This is a genomic window from Alteromonas aestuariivivens (assembly GCF_003367475.1).
GTDB classification, from domain to species: domain Bacteria; phylum Pseudomonadota; class Gammaproteobacteria; order Enterobacterales; family Alteromonadaceae; genus Alteromonas; species Alteromonas aestuariivivens.
This window is the reverse complement of record NZ_QRHA01000009.1, coordinates 59,119-76,738: the sequence shown is the minus strand read 5'-3', so window position 1 is coordinate 76,738 and position 17,620 is coordinate 59,119. Positions and strand designations below refer to the sequence as shown.

Annotated in this window: 10 protein-coding genes; 6 read left to right on the top strand and 4 right to left on the bottom strand. The window is 53.8% G+C overall.

All coding sequences use genetic code 11. The annotated features are described in order from the left end of the window. Positions 1 to 137 precede the first annotated feature (137 nt). From DXV75_RS12975 to DXV75_RS12955, 5 genes are read left to right on the top strand one after another with little or no spacing between them, the layout of a single operon-like run. The gene (locus DXV75_RS12975) at positions 138 to 3,059 is read left to right on the top strand and encodes a peroxidase family protein (RefSeq protein WP_220272528.1); all 2,922 of its coding nucleotides are present in this window, start codon (positions 138 to 140) and stop codon (positions 3,057 to 3,059) included. Beyond that, the gene (locus tag DXV75_RS12970; protein ID WP_115593849.1) at positions 3,056 to 4,105 is read left to right on the top strand and encodes a catalase; all 1,050 of its coding nucleotides are present in this window, start codon (positions 3,056 to 3,058) and stop codon (positions 4,103 to 4,105) included. Before DXV75_RS12975 ends, DXV75_RS12970 begins: the two co-directional genes overlap by 4 nt. A 42-nt stretch (positions 4,106 to 4,147) precedes the next feature. Then, positions 4,148 to 4,603 carry a hypothetical protein gene (locus DXV75_RS12965; protein ID WP_115593848.1) on the top strand — a complete coding sequence of 152 codons (456 nt, stop codon included), beginning with the start codon at positions 4,148 to 4,150 and terminating at the stop codon, positions 4,601 to 4,603. Positions 4,604 to 4,609: 6 nt separating this feature from the next. After that, complete coding sequence (locus DXV75_RS12960; protein ID WP_115593847.1) at positions 4,610 to 6,115, top strand: c-type cytochrome; 1,506 nt, start codon at positions 4,610 to 4,612, stop codon at positions 6,113 to 6,115. Positions 6,116 to 6,133: 18 nt separating this feature from the next. After that, positions 6,134 to 7,612 carry a c-type cytochrome gene (locus DXV75_RS12955; protein WP_115593846.1) on the top strand — a complete coding sequence of 493 codons (1,479 nt, stop codon included), beginning with the start codon at positions 6,134 to 6,136 and terminating at the stop codon, positions 7,610 to 7,612. Between the two features lie 104 nt (positions 7,613 to 7,716). Here DXV75_RS12955 and DXV75_RS12950 read toward each other — a convergent pair whose 3' ends face one another. Then, the gene (locus tag DXV75_RS12950) at positions 7,717 to 12,495 is read right to left on the bottom strand and encodes a DUF2272 domain-containing protein (protein WP_115593845.1); all 4,779 of its coding nucleotides are present in this window, start codon (positions 12,493 to 12,495) and stop codon (positions 7,717 to 7,719) included. 604 nt (positions 12,496 to 13,099) lie between these two features. Here DXV75_RS12950 and DXV75_RS12945 point away from each other — a divergent pair. Further along, positions 13,100 to 14,803: a BNR-4 repeat-containing protein gene (locus DXV75_RS12945; RefSeq protein WP_245953213.1), complete on the top strand. Its 1,704-nt coding sequence runs from the start codon at positions 13,100 to 13,102 to the stop codon at positions 14,801 to 14,803. An 81-nt stretch (positions 14,804 to 14,884) separates the two neighbouring features. Here DXV75_RS12945 and nadK read toward each other — a convergent pair whose 3' ends face one another. The 3 genes from nadK to DXV75_RS12930 all read right to left on the bottom strand — a co-directional run bounded on the left by nadK (position 14,885) and on the right by DXV75_RS12930 (position 17,604). Next, positions 14,885 to 15,760, bottom strand: coding sequence for an NAD(+) kinase (nadK, locus tag DXV75_RS12940; protein ID WP_115593844.1), 876 nt, complete (start codon positions 15,758 to 15,760; stop codon positions 14,885 to 14,887). A 69-nt stretch (positions 15,761 to 15,829) separates the two neighbouring features. After that, complete coding sequence (locus tag DXV75_RS12935; protein ID WP_115593843.1) at positions 15,830 to 16,597, bottom strand: 3-hydroxybutyrate dehydrogenase; 768 nt, start codon at positions 16,595 to 16,597, stop codon at positions 15,830 to 15,832. Beyond that, complete coding sequence (locus DXV75_RS12930; RefSeq protein WP_115593842.1) at positions 16,594 to 17,604, bottom strand: extracellular catalytic domain type 2 short-chain-length polyhydroxyalkanoate depolymerase; 1,011 nt, start codon at positions 17,602 to 17,604, stop codon at positions 16,594 to 16,596. Before DXV75_RS12930 ends, DXV75_RS12935 begins: the two co-directional genes overlap by 4 nt. Positions 17,605 to 17,620 lie beyond the last annotated feature (16 nt).

Genomic DNA, 17,620 nt, shown 5'->3' with positions numbered 1-17,620 from the left:
GGTTCCCGGCACAGATATTTTTATATGACAGATAAATAGACTATCTTCATTACTGTCAGTAAGGATAACTACTCGCTGTTACAGTACTGCATCTGCGCTGTCAAACCGCCAACACCAATTAAATGAAGGGTAGGGGTATGACTGCAAAACATCTCTTCGTTCTATTTTTTGTCACTTCCTTGTGTGTCTGCCACTCCTTTGCCGAAGAACAAAAATCTGAAAACATGGCCTGCATCGATATGGTCAAGGCCGGTTTCAGACCCATCGACGACAACCGCCAAACCCGATTCCTGGGAAAAGTCGCCAGCGACACGGCATTGTGCCGGGGCGGGGAGAAGGCCACGGCTTTTCGTTATACGCCGTGGGTGGACTGGTCAAATTACTGGGCCTCCGGCGACAGCGCTTCCCTCAAGGAGGGAGAGGAAGCCATTACCATATTAGGTGAACACCTCAAACCCAACGGGCGCGGCATTGACGGTTCGCTGATGGATCTGGAATACCAGAGGGTGGAACTGATTAAATTTAATTTGTTCGATAATTACACCTACGAGGAGTTCATCAAGGGGCGCAGTGGCAAAGACGGTTCAACAATAAAACAGTGGGATGCCATGCGACTCGATGCTACCAGCCCGTATTATGATCAGGTGGGAGGAGCTGGTATCCAGCTGTGTGGCGGCGAGCTGATTCGTTACCGGACTTTGACTGGCATTTGTAACGACTTAATCAATCCCAAAATGGGTTCTACCGGCACTGATTTTGCCCGCAATGTTGATTTTGAATCAACGTTTCCCCGTCTCGGAAAAACGGAAGTCGCCCGCAACCGGCACAGTGATGCCGAACACGGCATGCGCATTGACCTGTTGACACCGGATCCACAGTTAATTTCGCGCAAGCTGTTTACCCGAAGACAATCCGCAGACAATGGTTGCAACGACGGCATGGGGGCTTCGGACCCTTCCTCCAGTGCGGAATGCGACTATCTGAAGGCGCCATTTTTTAATGTGCTGGCGGCGTTCTGGATCCAGTTCATGACCCACGACTGGTTTTCTCATTTACAGGAAGGGCGCAATGCCCGCGGTTATACCGATGTGGGGTGCAAGAGCGAAGAAGCCCAGGCTCTGGGTTGCCGCCCTGAAGACCAAATCGAGCCCTCTTTGTTCGACCAGACTTCCGAACCCGGACGCTTTCAACACAATAACAAACAGTATTTAAACAGAGCCTTTAAAACCACCCAAAACACCGTTACCGCCTGGTGGGATGCTTCGCAGATTTACGGCTACGACGATATCTCACTGCAGCGGGTGCTGCGCGACCCGGAGGATAATGCAAAGCTGGCAATGCCATCCGGTTACCTGCCGCTACTGGCTTCCTGCAGTGAAAGCACATTGGGCGACTGCCCGGTGCAGCCGCAATGGCAGGGGCAGGAAGCTGCTGCATTTCCGGATAACTGGAACATAGGTTTGAGCTTTTACCACAACCTGTTTGTGCGGGAACACAATTATTTTGTTGATCAGTTTCGTGCCTTGCAGGGCTCCAGCCCCGACGCTGACTCGGGCTTGCGTAACCCTTCTGCGCCAGAGAAGGTTATTACCTATCAGCAGGTTACGGATGAGGAGCTCTATCAGGCTGCACGCTTGGTGGTCTCTGCCATGATTGCCAAAATTCACACCATCGAATGGACCACACAACTGCTTTACAACGACCCTATGTACCGGGCCATGAACTCCAACTGGTTCGGTTTGTTCAACCTGGAAGAAGGCAGCCGTGTGTCTGCTGCAATTCGCAAAATTACCCAGAATGATGAAAACTTTTTCAGCCGTGCCTCTGACTGGCTGGCTGGGCTGTTCGGCGGTTCCGACAAAGCCGAAACCGCCAATTCCTGGTATTCGGTGTTTGCCTCCGGAGCGGGCATATTTGGTCTTCAGAATACCCGCCCGGAAGGCATGCTTTGGTGGGAGAAGGATGCCTGGGACATCACTAATCCTGAACACGTTAACGGCGGGGTAAACCATTTTGGATCTCCCTTCAATTTTCCGGAAGAATTTACCTCGGTATACCGCCTGCATCCGCTGGTTCCGGATTTGATTGAAATGCGGGATTATCATTCGGCCAATGAAATCGGTGACAAGGTTGCGGTCCTGGATACGGTACGCGCTGGCGCTACCGCCCAAATGCGTCGTTACGGGCTGGAGAACTGGGCGCTGGCCATGGGGCGCCAGCGGCTGGGCGTGTTGCATCTGCAAAACCATCCACGTTTTCTGCAAAATCTGCCCATGCCTCACCTGGATACCCCATCCCAAAAAATTGATGTGGTGGCGCTGGATATTATCCGTGACCGCGAACGAGGAGTGCCCCGTTTTAACGAATTCCGTCGCCAGATTGGCCTTAAAACCCTGACCAGCTTTGACGATTTTGTTGACCGTCGTCTTGACCCGGGCAGCCCGGCCAGAATGGCCCAGGAGCAGGTTGTTAACGATATCCGCAGTATTTATGGCACCCATACCTGTGACGCTTCCAAAGTCATCAGTGACGTTCAGCTGAACGACGATGGTTCACCCATAAACGACTGCCATGGAGCACCAGATGGCTCGGTGGTGGACAACATTGAAGATGTTGATCTCGCAGTGGGCTGGCTGGCGGAATATACCCGCCCGCACGGGTTTGCCATATCAGAAACCCAGTTTCACATTTTTATCATCAATGCCTCCCGGCGTCTGTTCAGCGACCGCTTCTTTACCTCGAGTTATCGCCCCGAGTTTTATTCCTCATTGGGGTACGACTGGGTGATGAACAACGGGCCGTTAAGTGAATGCCCCTATGAACTTGAAACCAGCAATGATGGCATCCAACAGTGCAATGAACCCCGGCAGTCCAATGGGCATACTATCGCGGTTTCACCGCTAAAGCGCCTGTTGATGCGTAATGTGCCTGAACTCAGGGAAGAACTGATGCCGGTTGTGAATGTGTTTGATCCCTGGGCCCGGGATCGCGGTGAGTATTACTCTCTTGAATGGACACCTCGCAAAGGTGCCGAGCTCGATCCGGCGTTTAGGCCATGACACGGTTAAATGCAATTCGAAGGCTTTCCCTGCCAACCGTGTTGCTCAGCACATTGCTTTGCGCCACAGGAGCACTCGGGCAGCAATTCGCGGGTGAGCAGTTTAATGGTCAGGAAGACGCCCTGGCTGCACAGATGAGTAGCCTCATTAAACAGGTTGTTCAAAACCGCTACCCCACAGGAACGCTGAGACGTTTTAATCAGGCCAAGTCACTGGGCTGTTTTGATGCCCGTTTCAGTGTGAATGAAAATGTACCGGCGAAGCTTCGATTCGGCATTTTTTCACACCCCGCCAACTACCCTGCCTGGGTGCGCTTTGCCAATGCCAGTACCCAGGACGATGAGGACAAAGACCTGCGCGGGATGTCTATCCGGTTATCTGGTGTGTCAGGAGACGTGGCATGGGGGCAGCCGGGGTATCAGGATTTTGTTCTCAACAGTCATCCGGTACTGTTCGCGGCAACGCCGGAAGAGTTTCAGGAATTTATTCAGGCTCAGCTGGACGACGATATGCTGTGGTATTTTCTCAACCCGGCTCACTGGGATTCCCTGCTGATTTTGTTAAACGCAAGAGGGCGCCCTGCCAGCCCGTTCGATATCCGTTACTGGAGCACCACTCCTTATCAGCTTGGGCCCAATCAGGCGGTGAAATATTCGGTTAAACCCTGTTCGGACTATCGCAGTGAAAAGCCGAATGACTATACCAATAACTACCTGCGCGCCGCGATGCAGACGCATCTGGAAAATGCTGCAGTGTGTTTCGATTTCATGCTGCAAAGCCAAACCAATAACCGGGACATGCCCATCGAGGACGCCTCGGCAGAGTGGGATGAAGACGAGTCGCCGTTTGTGCCGGTTGCTAGGCTAACTTTCGGGCATCAGCCGTTTATTTCCACCGAAGCACTGGATATCTGTGAACAATCCGAATTTAACCCCTGGCAGAGCCTCACTGAGCATAAGCCTCTGGGACGCATGAATTACGTACGAAAGCAGATTTATCAGGAACTGTCCGCGTTCAGAATGCAATCCAGGCAGCCAAACCCTTAGTTGTGGCGTTAACCCGCTGCCCGCAAAAAGGAGTCGATAAACGTGAATTCCACCATTGAGCACTGGTTGCAACTGAGCAGGGAAGAGCTGGATGAGATTTATATGCATTCTGAGGCTGGTAGCCTGCCTCGCGGCGATACTCGCGGAACGGCGATAGTCGCCGGGTCTTCGTGTGCCAGGTTTGTTGCCAGCATAGCCAGATTACTGGCGTGGCAGGGGAAGGTTTTTGACATTTTTCCTCCCGATTACGAGCGCGGAATTCTGATCAACAAGGTGTTGCCCATCGGGCTGGGCCTGATTGTCGCCAAAGTCTATCGGGGCGAAAGCTGGATGGACGGCAAAGAAACCATAGTGATTGATTACAGCACCACCTCGGTGTCGGCCCGGTTTATCCGCGACGAAATTCGCGAAGTGGAGCCAGGCATCTATCTGGGCAAAGTATGGTGGGGAAAGACCCGCATTCTCGATTTTGCCCTCAACAGCCATCCCAATCGGTGATATACGATGCTGGCGGGTCTCAAAATAAACTGGTGGAAAGTGGTGTTACTGGCCTTTGTCGGCTTAATCGTCGCTCTCGGCCTGTATCTGGGTACGCGTTTTCTGACCGACAGGCCGGTGGAATACGACAACATCGAACAACATTTCAAATACGGTTCGCTGGGTGGTGAGCGCAATCTTGGAATACCGTACTGGCTGTGGAAAGCGGTTCCGGAACTGTGCCCGGATCTTTTGCCGAATCGTGGTCCGGATGATATTGGTCTGGAGTCCATAGGCATGGTTTACGAGCCCGGGCGGGATTTACCCGTCGGGGTATCCATGCGCCGTCATCTGGGCATTGATCGGGTCTTTATGAACTGTGCGGTTTGCCATTCCAGTACCGTACGGGATTCAGAGCAGGGCGAACCAAGATTAATTCTTGGCATGCCAGCCAATCGATTCAGGCTGATGGAGTTTGAAAAAACCTTTTTCAGCTGTATGTCCAGGCACGATTTCAACAGCAGTAATCTGATCCCTCTGGTCGATTCGATGGGGGCAGAATTGGATTTGATAGATCGTTACCTGGTATACCCCATTGCAATATGGATGACCCGGGAGCGTCTGTCGTTGCTGGAAACCCGGTTAGGTTTTTTCAAACACCAACCCGAATGGGGGCCCGGAAGGGTGGATACCTTCAATGCAGCCAAGGCCATCTTTAACTGGGACTGGTCTAAAACGGCAGCGGGGGAAATGATAGGTACAGCGGATTTCCCCTCTGTCTGGAACCAGGGTAAACGCAAGGTACGCGATGACGGCATGGCCATGGAACTGCACTGGGACGGTAACAACGATGCGGTAGAAGAACGCAATCTTTCCGCGGCTTTTGGTGCAGGGGCGACGCCCACCAATATTGATCATGGCGCACTGGCCCGCATTGAAGACTGGCTGCTTACACTGCCTGCGCCCCCTTACCCCTATGCCATCAACCGCGAGCTGGCGGCGCAGGGTAAGGCTCTCTATCTTGATTACTGTGCCGGCTGCCATGGCCAGAGTGGCAGTGATTTCAGTGGCAGTCGGGTCGGGCATGTGGAGCCCATAGAACACATTGGTACCGACCGCTGGCGGCTCGACTCGTACACCGCTGAACTGGCACGAAACCAGGCAACACTGTATGCCACTGACGAGCAGTATCGGTTCAAGCGTTTTCATAAAACCCAGGGCTACGCCAACATGCCGTTGGACGGCATATGGCTGCGCTCGCCCTTTTTGCATAATGGTTCGGTACCCACTCTACGGGATTTGCTGGAACCCGCGTCCGGGCGCCCGGCCTTTTTCTATCGGGGGAACGATATCTACGATCGGGATAAGCTGGGTTTTGTCAGCAACCAGCCCACGGCATACGGTCGCCCCCTGTTTGGTTTTGACGTCAGCGTTGACGGCAACGGCAATCAGGGCCATGAGGGAGCCCGCTACGGAACCGAGTTAAGCGCTCAACAGAAGGATGCCATTGTTGAGTATTTAAAAACCTTCTGACACCGGGTGGGGGATGGTATGACACAGTCCGTAAGCAGCCGAGATGGCAACAAAAAAACACCGTGGCTGAAAGTCTTTCTGATTGCCCTGCTGTTGGTGGGGGCACTGGTTGCCTATGTTGGCTGGTACAAGGTATTTCGCGACGTTCCCCAGCCTGACTGGATCCGCTCCGACCCGCAAATGCGCTTCAAGTATGGTTCAATTGGTTCGGAATACGACGCCGGCATTCCGTTCTGGATTTATATGGTGCTGCCCCAGATGTTCCCTGAGTATCTACCGGGCAACGGTGGTTACACGTCGCTCGGGTTACCGTGGGAAGAAGGGCAGGTACTGCCAATTGGCTTTACCCGCAAAACCATTGGTTTTGACCGGGTGGGAAATAACTGTGCGATGTGCCATACCACCCAGTACCGGGTGTCTGAGGAGACTTCACCGGTTTACGTGATTGCCGGTGCCGGCCACACCGTAGACATTGAAGGTATGTTTACCTTTCTGATCAGAAGTGCCAAAGACCCCCGCTTCAACGCCGACAATATCCTTGAGCAGATTGGCATGATCCACGACTTGCCGTTTATTGATAAGTTGCTCTATCGGTTTGCCATCATTCCCATTACCAAAAAACGTTTGCTCGAACGGGAAGAACAGTTCGCCTGGATGTTCCGTGAAGACTTTCCGGATTGGGGGAGGGGCCGTGATGACCCCATGAACCTGACCAAGTATTTTATGCTCAATACGCCGATGGACGATTCCTATGGTCCGGCCGACATTCCCTCCATCTGGAATTTACAGAAATATGATCCGGAGTTACTCAGTCTTAACTGGGACGGTGCCACTCACGATGTGCATTCCGTGGTTATTGACTCTGCACTCGGCATCATGGGGGCAGAACCACATGACAAGAGGGAATTTCTTGAGGAAGTGGCATGGTTACAGGATTATCTTCGAACTTTACCGCCTCCCAAATGGCCATTTGCAATTGATGGTGCCCTGGCGGAAGAGGGCAAAACCATATTCGATCAGCAGTGTGCAGGTTGTCATGCCAGCGAGCAGACTGGCAAGCCCATGCCTTTGGCGATGGTAGGAACAAGCCCGGCGAGGCGCTACACATGGAACCGACAAAATGCCATCGACGCCAATAGGATTGTTAGTGACGCGGGAATCGAGCGGGCGGGCCTGGTGGAAGAGGAGCTACCGGGATATGTGGCGCAGTTTCTGGACGGTCTGTGGCTGCGCGGCCCCTATCTGCACAACGGCTCTGTGCCTACCATCCGCGACCTGCTGTTACCGGCAGACCAAAGGCCTGTGAGCTTCTATCGTGGTTACGATGTGTATGATCAGCAAAACATAGGTTTTGTCAGCCAGGGCAGCAAGGCTCAAAGATACGGCACCCTGCTGGACACCCGGGTGAAGGGAAACAGTAATCAGGGCCATGAGTTTGGTACACAACTGATGGCTGCTGATAAAGCGGCACTGATGGAGTATCTAAAAACGTTGTAACCGACACTTGCGGGATACGGCCTCGCTTGCTTTCGCTGCGGGGCTGTGGGTTTCAGCCTTAGGGCGGCGGTACAGATTTACGCAATCTGCACCGCACAACCCCATCAGGTAATAATGCCACCGTTATGCGCCTGGCCCGGGATAACCGCGCAGGATTCCACCGGGCTCAATAACGCAAAAATGCGCCCGGTACTTTGGGTATCCAGCCCGGTGAGAGCCGGGTTGGCTGCAGGGACAGGGGGTAAATTTCCATTATCTTCCTCCTGCGTATACAGCTGGGTGCGCTCGACAACCAGGTGGCGGGTAGCGTCCAGGGGGTAGCGGCGTTTTCGTACTGACTGATCCACATTGCCGCCGATGGCTATCACGTAGTCGTTTCCAGGGTCTGCTTCCACGATGATGTCGGCGTGAAGTTTTCGCCCACCGGCCAGTGTTGTGGGAATATTGTTGAAACTCACTACGCTGCCATGACGATCCTGCACGATAATGTCACCAATTTTGGGTTCCCGTTCACTGATTTCAAACGCCTGATAGGTTCCGGTAGCCTGACCAGGGCCAAAGCGGCGGCGGTAAGCGCCCAATACATAGGTTGCGTGCCGCCCGGTGGGGATAAGCAGTTCATCACTGCCTACATGGGTGCTGCCCGACATAGCTTCGATGCCAAGCTCAATCGCGGCGTTTCTCACGCAATAACTGATAAAGGCCGCACTCCAGGCGGTGGTGTTAACACTGTAGTCCCAGGCTTCTCTGAGTGCATTGTCGATGATCGCGCTCAGGTTGGCGGGGGTGTGGGTGGTGGGAACGCCGGTGAGCAGTGTTGCCCGCGCATTGGCAATGGCGGTATTGAGTTGAGCGGTGGTTGCCGTTGCCGAGGTTAAATTGCCGTACACGGTTGCTGGGTCGGTGGCGTTGGCATACAGCGCTTTGAGGGCATCGGGCGGTAAGGCTGCGAACCTGCACAAACTGTATGCCACCAGGCGGCCAAACTGGTCGTTGTTGTCTTCCTCCAGCCGGCCAGCGGTATTACTTGCCCAGGCACTGTGTTCGGAATTGGATTCCGCAACTGTTTTGTCCCGCACTTCAGTTTCACTGGCAACGGCGGCTGGGCCAAAAAATCCACAGATCCGTTTGAGGTTGTTCGCCCCTGGAAGCGATGCCAGAAGCGGCCCTTCTGCGGCAATTTTTACCGATTCAGTTCCCTCTTTTGACTGCCGTGTCGCCTCAATGCTTTGCCCCGTGGAAGCGGCATTCTGCATGGCCTTTTGAATGGTACTCTGCTCGGTCAACGGTATGCTGTCCGGCGTCATGTTCTGTTCGTCGAGTACTTTGGCGGCTTGTTTTTTCGCATCCGCTTTGTCAATCAGGCCACTGCTCTCAGCTTTCTTAATATTATCGAGTTTTTTCTTCGCAGAATCGGTACCGAATTTGGACTTTTGGAAATCGACCGCTTTCTGGCCGAAGCTGGTGGCCATGTTTGCGGCAGTCTGGAGCGCCGCTGCGGCATTGGCCTGAGTACCTGCAAGGCCTGCCATATCGCGGAATGCGTCACCTTTGGTAACCGCACCCAGTACGCCGGCAAGGCCGGACGGGTCGGGGGCGGCAGGGGCATTTTGCAGCGAGATGATGGTATCCGGCAGGTTGGTGGGAGTCAGGTTTTCCGGCGCTGCACGGCGGCTGCTGAGCTGGTCTGCGATGGCTTCCAGTTCCGGATCCTGGTCCGTCAATACCCAGTCGGTACTGCCATTGTGCTCTTCGGTGGCCTCGCATTTGTCCATCAACGCCTGGGCGTACAAGCCTTCGGTGGGCAGGCTGACTCGCAACGGCTCAGTTCGTACCTGGCTGTCGTAGTAATAGCGATGGGCCGCATCGGGGCTCTCGTGGCCGTCAATGCCCAGAAATGCGCCCGCGGCCACCCGGAATACCAGTGAATTGCCAAGTATCGCAACCGGGTCCCGTTCTACCACCGAGGCCAGGCTGCGACCGGGGTCCTCAACCCAGGAACCATCTTCAAAACGCCGCCCGTAAGGAGCGGTAAACCCGTCCAGCATCATGTAGAGTTCGTCCCGGTCCATCAGCCACCAGATGACTTTGTGGTAATAGACCAGATTGGCATTCAGGTGCAGGATCAGTTTTTCTACTCCGCGTTCAATCATTTCGCGCAGATTTTCCCGTTCCCAGGCAGACAGTCGAAAGTGCGCAACGGCTCCGGCGTCTGGCAACCCGGTGGCTACACTGACTAAATCTCTGGTGCCGGAATCCGACTGGACTTGTCGGTCGAAGTGGGCAGTGTAATAGTGCAGCGCGACCCGTTTGACGTTGGCCACTGAACCACGGGGCAGGGCCTGTGATGATCGGACGGTAATTTCCTGTAATTGTTCACGGTTTAGTGACCCATCCAGGGCGGCGGTGAAATCCACCCGAACGACCTGACCAAACCGATAGCTGCTGGCAAGGGTGAAGTCAGCGTCCGAAACAACACTGCCGCCAATCACCAGTTCAAGGCGGTCAGTCCAGCGGGATGCCATGGTCGGTGCAACCTCGCGCTGGAAATAGGCATCGCGCTCCCGCTCGGCCTGGCGAATGGTTTCAATGATCCGGCGCACAGGAAAACCCAAAAGTGGCGAAAATGGTCGCCAGAGCTGCTCGTAATCTTCCAGAGCTTCCTGTTCTGTCTGTTCCCGAATTCGCTCTATTGAAAGCTGAATGTACACCGAGCCGGTGAGGTGGTTGATGGGATGCTGACTGCGACGACCGGGGGGAATATCGGAATCGGCCCAAGCCGAGGCTACTTCATCGAGGCGATCCAGCGCCCAGCGCAATGAGCGGTCGAGCATGCCCTGGAACAGTTTGTCCCGCCACTTGAGTGCTTTATCCAGATCAAAGGGCGTGACGGAAAAAGGCACATACAGGCACTCCCGCACTCCGCCAAACGCAGTATCAACCCGCAGGTGACGAAGAATTTCATAATAGAGTACGGTCAGGGCATGACAGTGATTCACATTGCGCAAAGTTTCCGACACGCCTTCCACTTCTTCCTGCTGCGACAGCTCGGTGATCACTGTGCTTTCCAGGCTGCGCAGGGATTCACCATACTGGCGGATTGCATCGCGCAGCTGCTGTTGCTCGGCGGCCGCAACCCGGCGCCCCCCGCTTTGCCAGCTTGACGAAGACGCCCGCCCGTGGGCCGCTCCGCCGCCAATAACGACCGGCCCCATGGCAAAGCCAATACCTCCGGCCACCCCGGTACTGCGGGATTTTGAGCCGCCTTTGCTCCACTCCGAGAGGCTCGACTGTACCGCATCGGTGTAGTCCCTGGCTCGGGTGGTGACCTGGGTCAGCGCATCTGTGGCTTCAGTTCGCTCGCGGCGGACAGCCTGCTCGCGCCGTTGCCAAGAAATTTTTGAGATGCGTTTGGTTTGCCGCGGTGCCAGGGTCAGGGTGTGGGCAACATTGCCCAGGGAATAGCCGTTGGAGCGCCATTGCACCCGCCATTCGAGTATGTGCCCACCGGCAACGGTGGCGGCCTGATAAATGGTCGGGTCTCCGTCCCACTCAATGGGATTACTGGCGGAAACTGGCATACGCGCTTTGGAGCGCTTGCGTACCCAGTCGGTCCAGGGAATTCGGGAGGGTTTAAAGATGGCAGTGTCTATAAGTCTGCGGAAGTCCAGCCGGGGTTGTGCAGCGGTCGCGGTAGTCAACCGGGTGGTGTTAATGGTGGTGAGAGCATTCAGGGGAATTCCGCCATTTTCCTCACGGGCGGCTTCAAAGGCACTGGCGACGGCGGTCATTTTGATAGGCGGGGCCAAATCCAGCAGTATGGGGCGGGAAATCTTGAGCGAACCCTGGCCGCCAATTTCCGGCTGGTCGATGCGTAAGACGGTAAAAAAACGTTTCTCACCCAATATGCGCTGAGGATTTTCAAACGGGCTGCAAAACTTGCCAGGGTCGTCAGAAAACATTCCCGGATGGTCAACCAGTTGCTGTTCGTCGTATTCCATGGGAATAGAACTGTGTTTGCAGCAGGAGTGGTCTGCTTCGGTATCGCTGTCCGTTTCCGGGGTAACCGGCGTTGATGCGTCGCCTGCAGCGCTGGTTGCTTCAAAAGGCAGCATGATGATGGAAGCCGGGCGCCGCTCAACCGGAACCGGGTCCAGCTGGTAGCCGGTGTAATTTTGCCTCCCCAGCAACAGCCAAAGCCAGGCAATTTCATCACCTTTGACGTCAATGGATATGTCGAACGCACCGTCGAGCCGAATAGTAGCGTTTTGAAAAGCAAGGGCATTGACGGCCTCCGGATCCAGTTTTTTGGGATTAACCGTGGTTACTTCAAAGGAGGTTACTTCGCCATTGCCGTTGAGCCCGAGCACTTTGCGCACGGCGGCGGTCTGTGGGTTGGTGTTGCCATCAATTTCTGCCGGGCGAATGGCTGCCACAAACAGCCTGTAGCCTGAAAAGTCGGGCAGGGTATCATCGAGTCTGACAAATCGCCCAGCCCGCAGAAGCGTCGGGGATGCTGAGGGCGTACGTTTCTGCGCAGCACCGTAAACGGCGTTTGGCACGCTGACAGCGATTGGTTCTTCGGCATCACCCAAAGTAAATTCATCGGAAGTCCACAATACCGCACCCTGGGCGGATTCAATCTGCAGGCGGCCCGCAGACCCGGCTGAGTAATCCTCTGCCGTCAGAGATGTTTTGCCTTCTGCGTCAAGTTCTTCCCGCAGGGAGCCTTCAATATTGCTGGTGGAGGGCGCGCCATCGGCGACGTCTTCCGAAGGGACTTCCCTGAGGTACTTTAACCTTGCAAACAGGGTTTGCGAAATTGAATCCGGATCTGTGATCGCCGTTTTGGGTTGCACGGTGACCGTGAGTGTTGCAGCCATGGTAGTTCCCCTATGCCATTATTGTCACCCGCACTGTGTGGTGCTGTGCTTGGACAGTAAATCCGTGAGGCAAAGCTAACCCTGTCATCTAATCGCGCCAGCCGGGCTGGCACCTGCGAATAAAAGTCAGTTCAACGATGGGTTGAATTGGGTCTGTGGCTGCGTTATTGACCGGCGTAACGTGGCACAACAGCAAAATGTGGGCAGGCCGAAACTTCCGTGTAGGAAACCGTGCGCAGGGAATTATCAGGCCATTTCTCTGTGCATGCATCCAATTGTCTGGTTGTAATTTTACTCTGCCTTTCTGTCCTCATTAAAAGATGAAGCTCGAATTATCCTGAATGCTGACTTTCAAAGGATAGCATTCTATCAGCTACCTGCCATGCAGTTACCTGCCAAGTTGGAAGGATAATAAGACCACACAGAATTGCCGATTACCCTAAGGTGATTTTAGTACGGTATTTATCTCATTCCGAGGGGTGAGGTGCCAAATCGAAAACAAGTCGATTGGACAATGTGCTTGTAATCTATTATCGTCAAAAATGTTCAATATAGATCAATATGTTTACATAATAAGTCAAAATGTTCGAGCGGGAGGCAACATATGGAAAGGCAGTTTTCGGGTTCGCTGATGAGCGTAAAAGTGTTGTTCAGGAGCTTGTTGGCGGGTGCGTTGCTTGTTGCCAGCAGCCATACTTTTGCAGAAATTGTGCTGGAAAAGGAAATACAGATAACGGACACCGGGTTGTTTTTCGATGGAGAAAAAGTGACTACCAATCGCAGCGATCCTGCGGTGGTAAACGATGAAAAGTATCATTACTATTTCGGCAATCGAATTAGCCCGCATGGAGACAGTATCAAGAAGCTGGGTGATTATGTGTTCATGACCTGGTACCGGGGCGGAAAGAATGACCGCCATGTCATGCTGACCCGTTACAACATGGTTACGGGCAGCCTGAAAACCATCGAATTTCCCCATCAGCATACCGGATACCAAAATCAGTGGTGGATAGGCGAATCGCACAATACCATTGCCGTTGGTGTGAGCCCCGTTGATGGCACAATCCATCTGCTTTATGACATGCACGCCTACGGCTCAGACCGCCCCTCAGATGGCAGCCTGGCCAACGATTATTTTCGTTACTCCTACTCCAAACCCGGGGCGGCCAACGTTCCGGATGACGAATTTACGCTGGATCAGTTTGTTAAAGACACCAGCTTCAACAGTGAAGGCGACAGCGATTACAAACACATTACTCTGACCGGTGAAGTGGATTACGAAGCGTTTTCCGGTTTGACGTACCCAGGCTTTTTCCTCAACACCGACGGTACCTTGCTGATGTACATGCGCAAAGGGGGGAATAACAACGGCGGTTACAAGTTCGCCCGATATTACGCAGATAACAAAACCTGGTCTGATTTTTTGCAGTTCAACGTAGTGGATGCCAAGTCATACGGTATGGACTATAACTGGGGTCTGTACGGCAGCATGAAGTATGTGAATGGCAAACTTCGGGTAGGATTCCAGCGCCGATCCAGCAACAATAACGACAAATATCTTTACCAGAACGGGTTTTATTACGCTTACTCCGATCATCCCGATGGCGTCAGTGACTGGAAAAATCACCGCGGAGAGGCGGTGGAAACCCCGTTGGTAGACGCGGATGATATCAAGGTTTCAGAGCCCGGCGATCTGGTATCCACAACGGCGAAAAATCAGGTCTACATTGTGCACGGGTTCGACTGGAATGTAACCGAACGCGGTGATGTTCATTTAATTGGTAGCGTTAAAGATACAGAGAACAACGTTACGGTGAAAGTACACACGTACAAACCTGCCGGGGAAGCGGAATTTATTACGTCGACGGACTTTTCCGGCGCAGATGAAATTTATACCGCAGGCAATAATATCTACATCATTGGCCTTAATTCTTCAGGGCGCCCTTACATTGAGAAAGCGGAGGGGGGCACGAATAAATTTACGCGGGTCTACGAGCAGACAGATGGACGGGAATTCCGCCATGGTAATGTTTATATCGACGACGGCAAACTTTACTTTTATCTGATGGAAAAGGGAGAAGGCAGTGCACAGCCGGTTTATCTTCAGATTATCGATTTGGATTTGGATGCTACCGAGCCAGCGCCACAACCAGAGCCACAACCAGAGCCGCAACCTGGGCCCGATCCTGTACCTTTGCCCGCTCCGCCGCCTGACAGTAATTCCTCCGGTGGGGGCGGCAGCCTGAATTTTGTTCTACTGCTTTGCCTTGGGCTGTTGAGCCTGATGCGCAGAAAAGCCCGGATTTAGTTTTATCTTCAATATCCATGTAAAAAAATGGCCGTTTTTTGCGGCCATTTTTGTCTCTGTTCTGTTATGCCAAAACAGGCCTCAGTACAGTTTACTGCCCCAGCCGAGTTTGTTTCTCAATACGGTGAAATAGTTGTAGCCTTTCGGGTGCACCAGGGTCAGTTTGTCAGCACTCTTCTTAATTTTGATTTCGTCGCCGGGCAATACGGGCAACACAATGTGGCTGTCGCAACTAACCTGCAGGCTGTCGCTGTTGACCTTGGAAACCCGCATTGAAACCGTGCTGGTGGCGTCGACTACAATTGGGCGGCTGCTCAGCGTGTGGGGGAACATGGGTACCAGGCACAGTGCATCCAGCCTTGGCATTATGATGGGGCCGCCACCTGACAGGGAGTAGGCTGTGGTGCCGGTAGGGGTGGCGACAATCAGGCCATCCGATCGTTGGCTGAAGACAAAATGGTCGTCGATGTAAATTTCAAATTCCATCATGTGCGCCACTTTGCCATGGTGCAGCACCACTTCGTTGACCGCTGAATTGTTACTTTTCAGCTTTTCGTGGCGGTAAACTTCCACTTCCAGCAAAAAGCGCTGTTCCACCACAGATTCCCCGGCAAACAGTAAATCCATTTGTTCTTCAATGTCATCGGGGTTGATGTCGGTGAGAAAGCCCAGGTTTCCGCGGTTAACCCCCACCACCTGAATGTCAAAGCGCGCCAGCACCCGGGCAGCGCCGAGCATACTGCCATCACCGCCAATCACTACGGCGAGGTCGGCCTGCTTGCCAATGGTAACCAGGTCGCAGGCGGTAAATCCGTTGCCGGGCATTTCACTGGCAATGTTTTCTTCTACCAGGATCTGGCAACCCCGTCTGGTAAGATAATCGGCGAGTAATTTGAGGCTGTCGTGGGTGCCGGTGTGGGCCGGTTTACCAAGCAGCCCAACAGTTTGATAGGGCATAAGAATGCTAATGTCCTTTAACAATCAATGGACTGGACATTAGCATAGTTGATCTTGAATTGAAAAGCGCTAACGGGCCGTCCAGCCGCCATCGAGGATCATGGTCTGGCCAGTGATGTTACGCGCGTTGTCGCTGATCAGAAAGCGGGCGGTAGCGGCGAGTTCCTCTACGGTAATGAAAGCCTTTTTGGGCATGGGTTCAAGCATGATCCTGTTGACCACGTCCTCTTCGCTGAGGTTGTTCTCCCTGGCCTGATCAGCGATCTGTTTTTCCACCAGCGGTGTTTTCACATACGCAGGGCACAGGGTGTTGATGGTCACATCACAATCACCGGTTTCCAGCGCTACGGTTTTGGCAAACCCCAGTAGCCCGTGCTTGGCGGCCACATAGGCAGATTTGTATGGGGAGGCGATTACCGAATGAATCGAGCCCACATTGATGATGCGGCCAAAGTTGCGCTCCCGCATGCCCGGCAGAAAGGCCTGGGTAAGCAAAGCGGGGCCAACCAGCATGATGTCGATCAGCTGCTGCCACTTGGCTGCAGGAAAATCTTCCAGCCGTGAAACGTGCTGTATGCCCGCGTTGTTCACCAGTACATCAACCGGCGTTGCTGACAGTGTTTCATTTAACCGGGAGATTTGCAGTGCGTCGCACACGTTGAGCTGCACGGCCTGGGCACTGAACCCTTGTGACTGCAGATGGTCTGCCGCTTTGGTGGCGGCGTCCACGTCAATGTCGGCAATGATCATATGATGACCGTCGGCTGCCAGCGCCCCGGCAATGCCAAGCCCAATGCCGCTGGCACCGCCGGTGACGAATATGTTTAATGTGTTCATTGCGTGTCCTCTTTGTGATTTAACCCCTCCACGATGGCTTTGACGGCCTGCAGCTGCTGGCCGTTGGCGGTGGCATAGTCTTCGCCGGTATAGCCCCACCAGTCCCAGCAACCCTGAGGGTTTAGGGGCATAAACATGGATTTTTTGGTTTGTGGGTACACCACCACCATTTGGTTGTCGTCGGCCCAGCGATTCAGGCCGGTGTTTTCTGCATATTGGGTTCCGATGGCTTCGGCAAACTGGTTACAGCCATGAAAGCTGATATGCACCCGGCAAGAGTCACCCTGTTGACAGCGTTGCGGGACATAGGCATAGCCGGTTTCGGCCATTGTGGAAGCTTTACTGCCGGCGATTTGTGTCTGGCTGAACTCAATGACCTTGCCACTCAGCGCACCATCCGGGGTTGCCAGGTCATCGTAAAGATGGTTGAGCATCTGGCCGGCAGCGTCATAGTCACACTGGCCAATAAATGGGCTTTCTGATTCTGCGCAGTTGCCGCCATTGGTCAGGGTGGGGAACAGGTGGGCAAAGGGTTTGTCGTTCACGTAGACGAGATTTTCTGCATTAACCCAGCTTTGATACTGCGCATACAGCGCCTGGCTTACTGCCTTGTTAACCCGGTTGTCGGCACTGCCGTGGAACAGCCAGACTTTGCTGTCCGCCAGGTTATCCAGAGCGGCGATTTTGTGTTCGCTGGCCCATTGCCTGGCCTGGGCAGAGAGCGCCTCAACCTCAATGGGGGCAGTGACTTTGTCAACGCACTGGCCGAGCGCGACGGTAATGTCATTGCGGGCACAATAATAGGGCCCGGCCGCAATGATACCGGCGCCAGATACCCAGTCACTGAAAGCCAGATGAAACTGGTTGGCCATGTAACCGCCAGACGACAGCCCGGAGACCGTCACTCGCTCCAGATCCAGATTCAGTTTCTGAGTCTGTGCAACGCTGGCGGCAGAAATGCCCAGTGCCAGAAGCGCGAAAGGCATGCTGTGGTGAAGTGTTTTCATTTTGTATTCTGCCCTT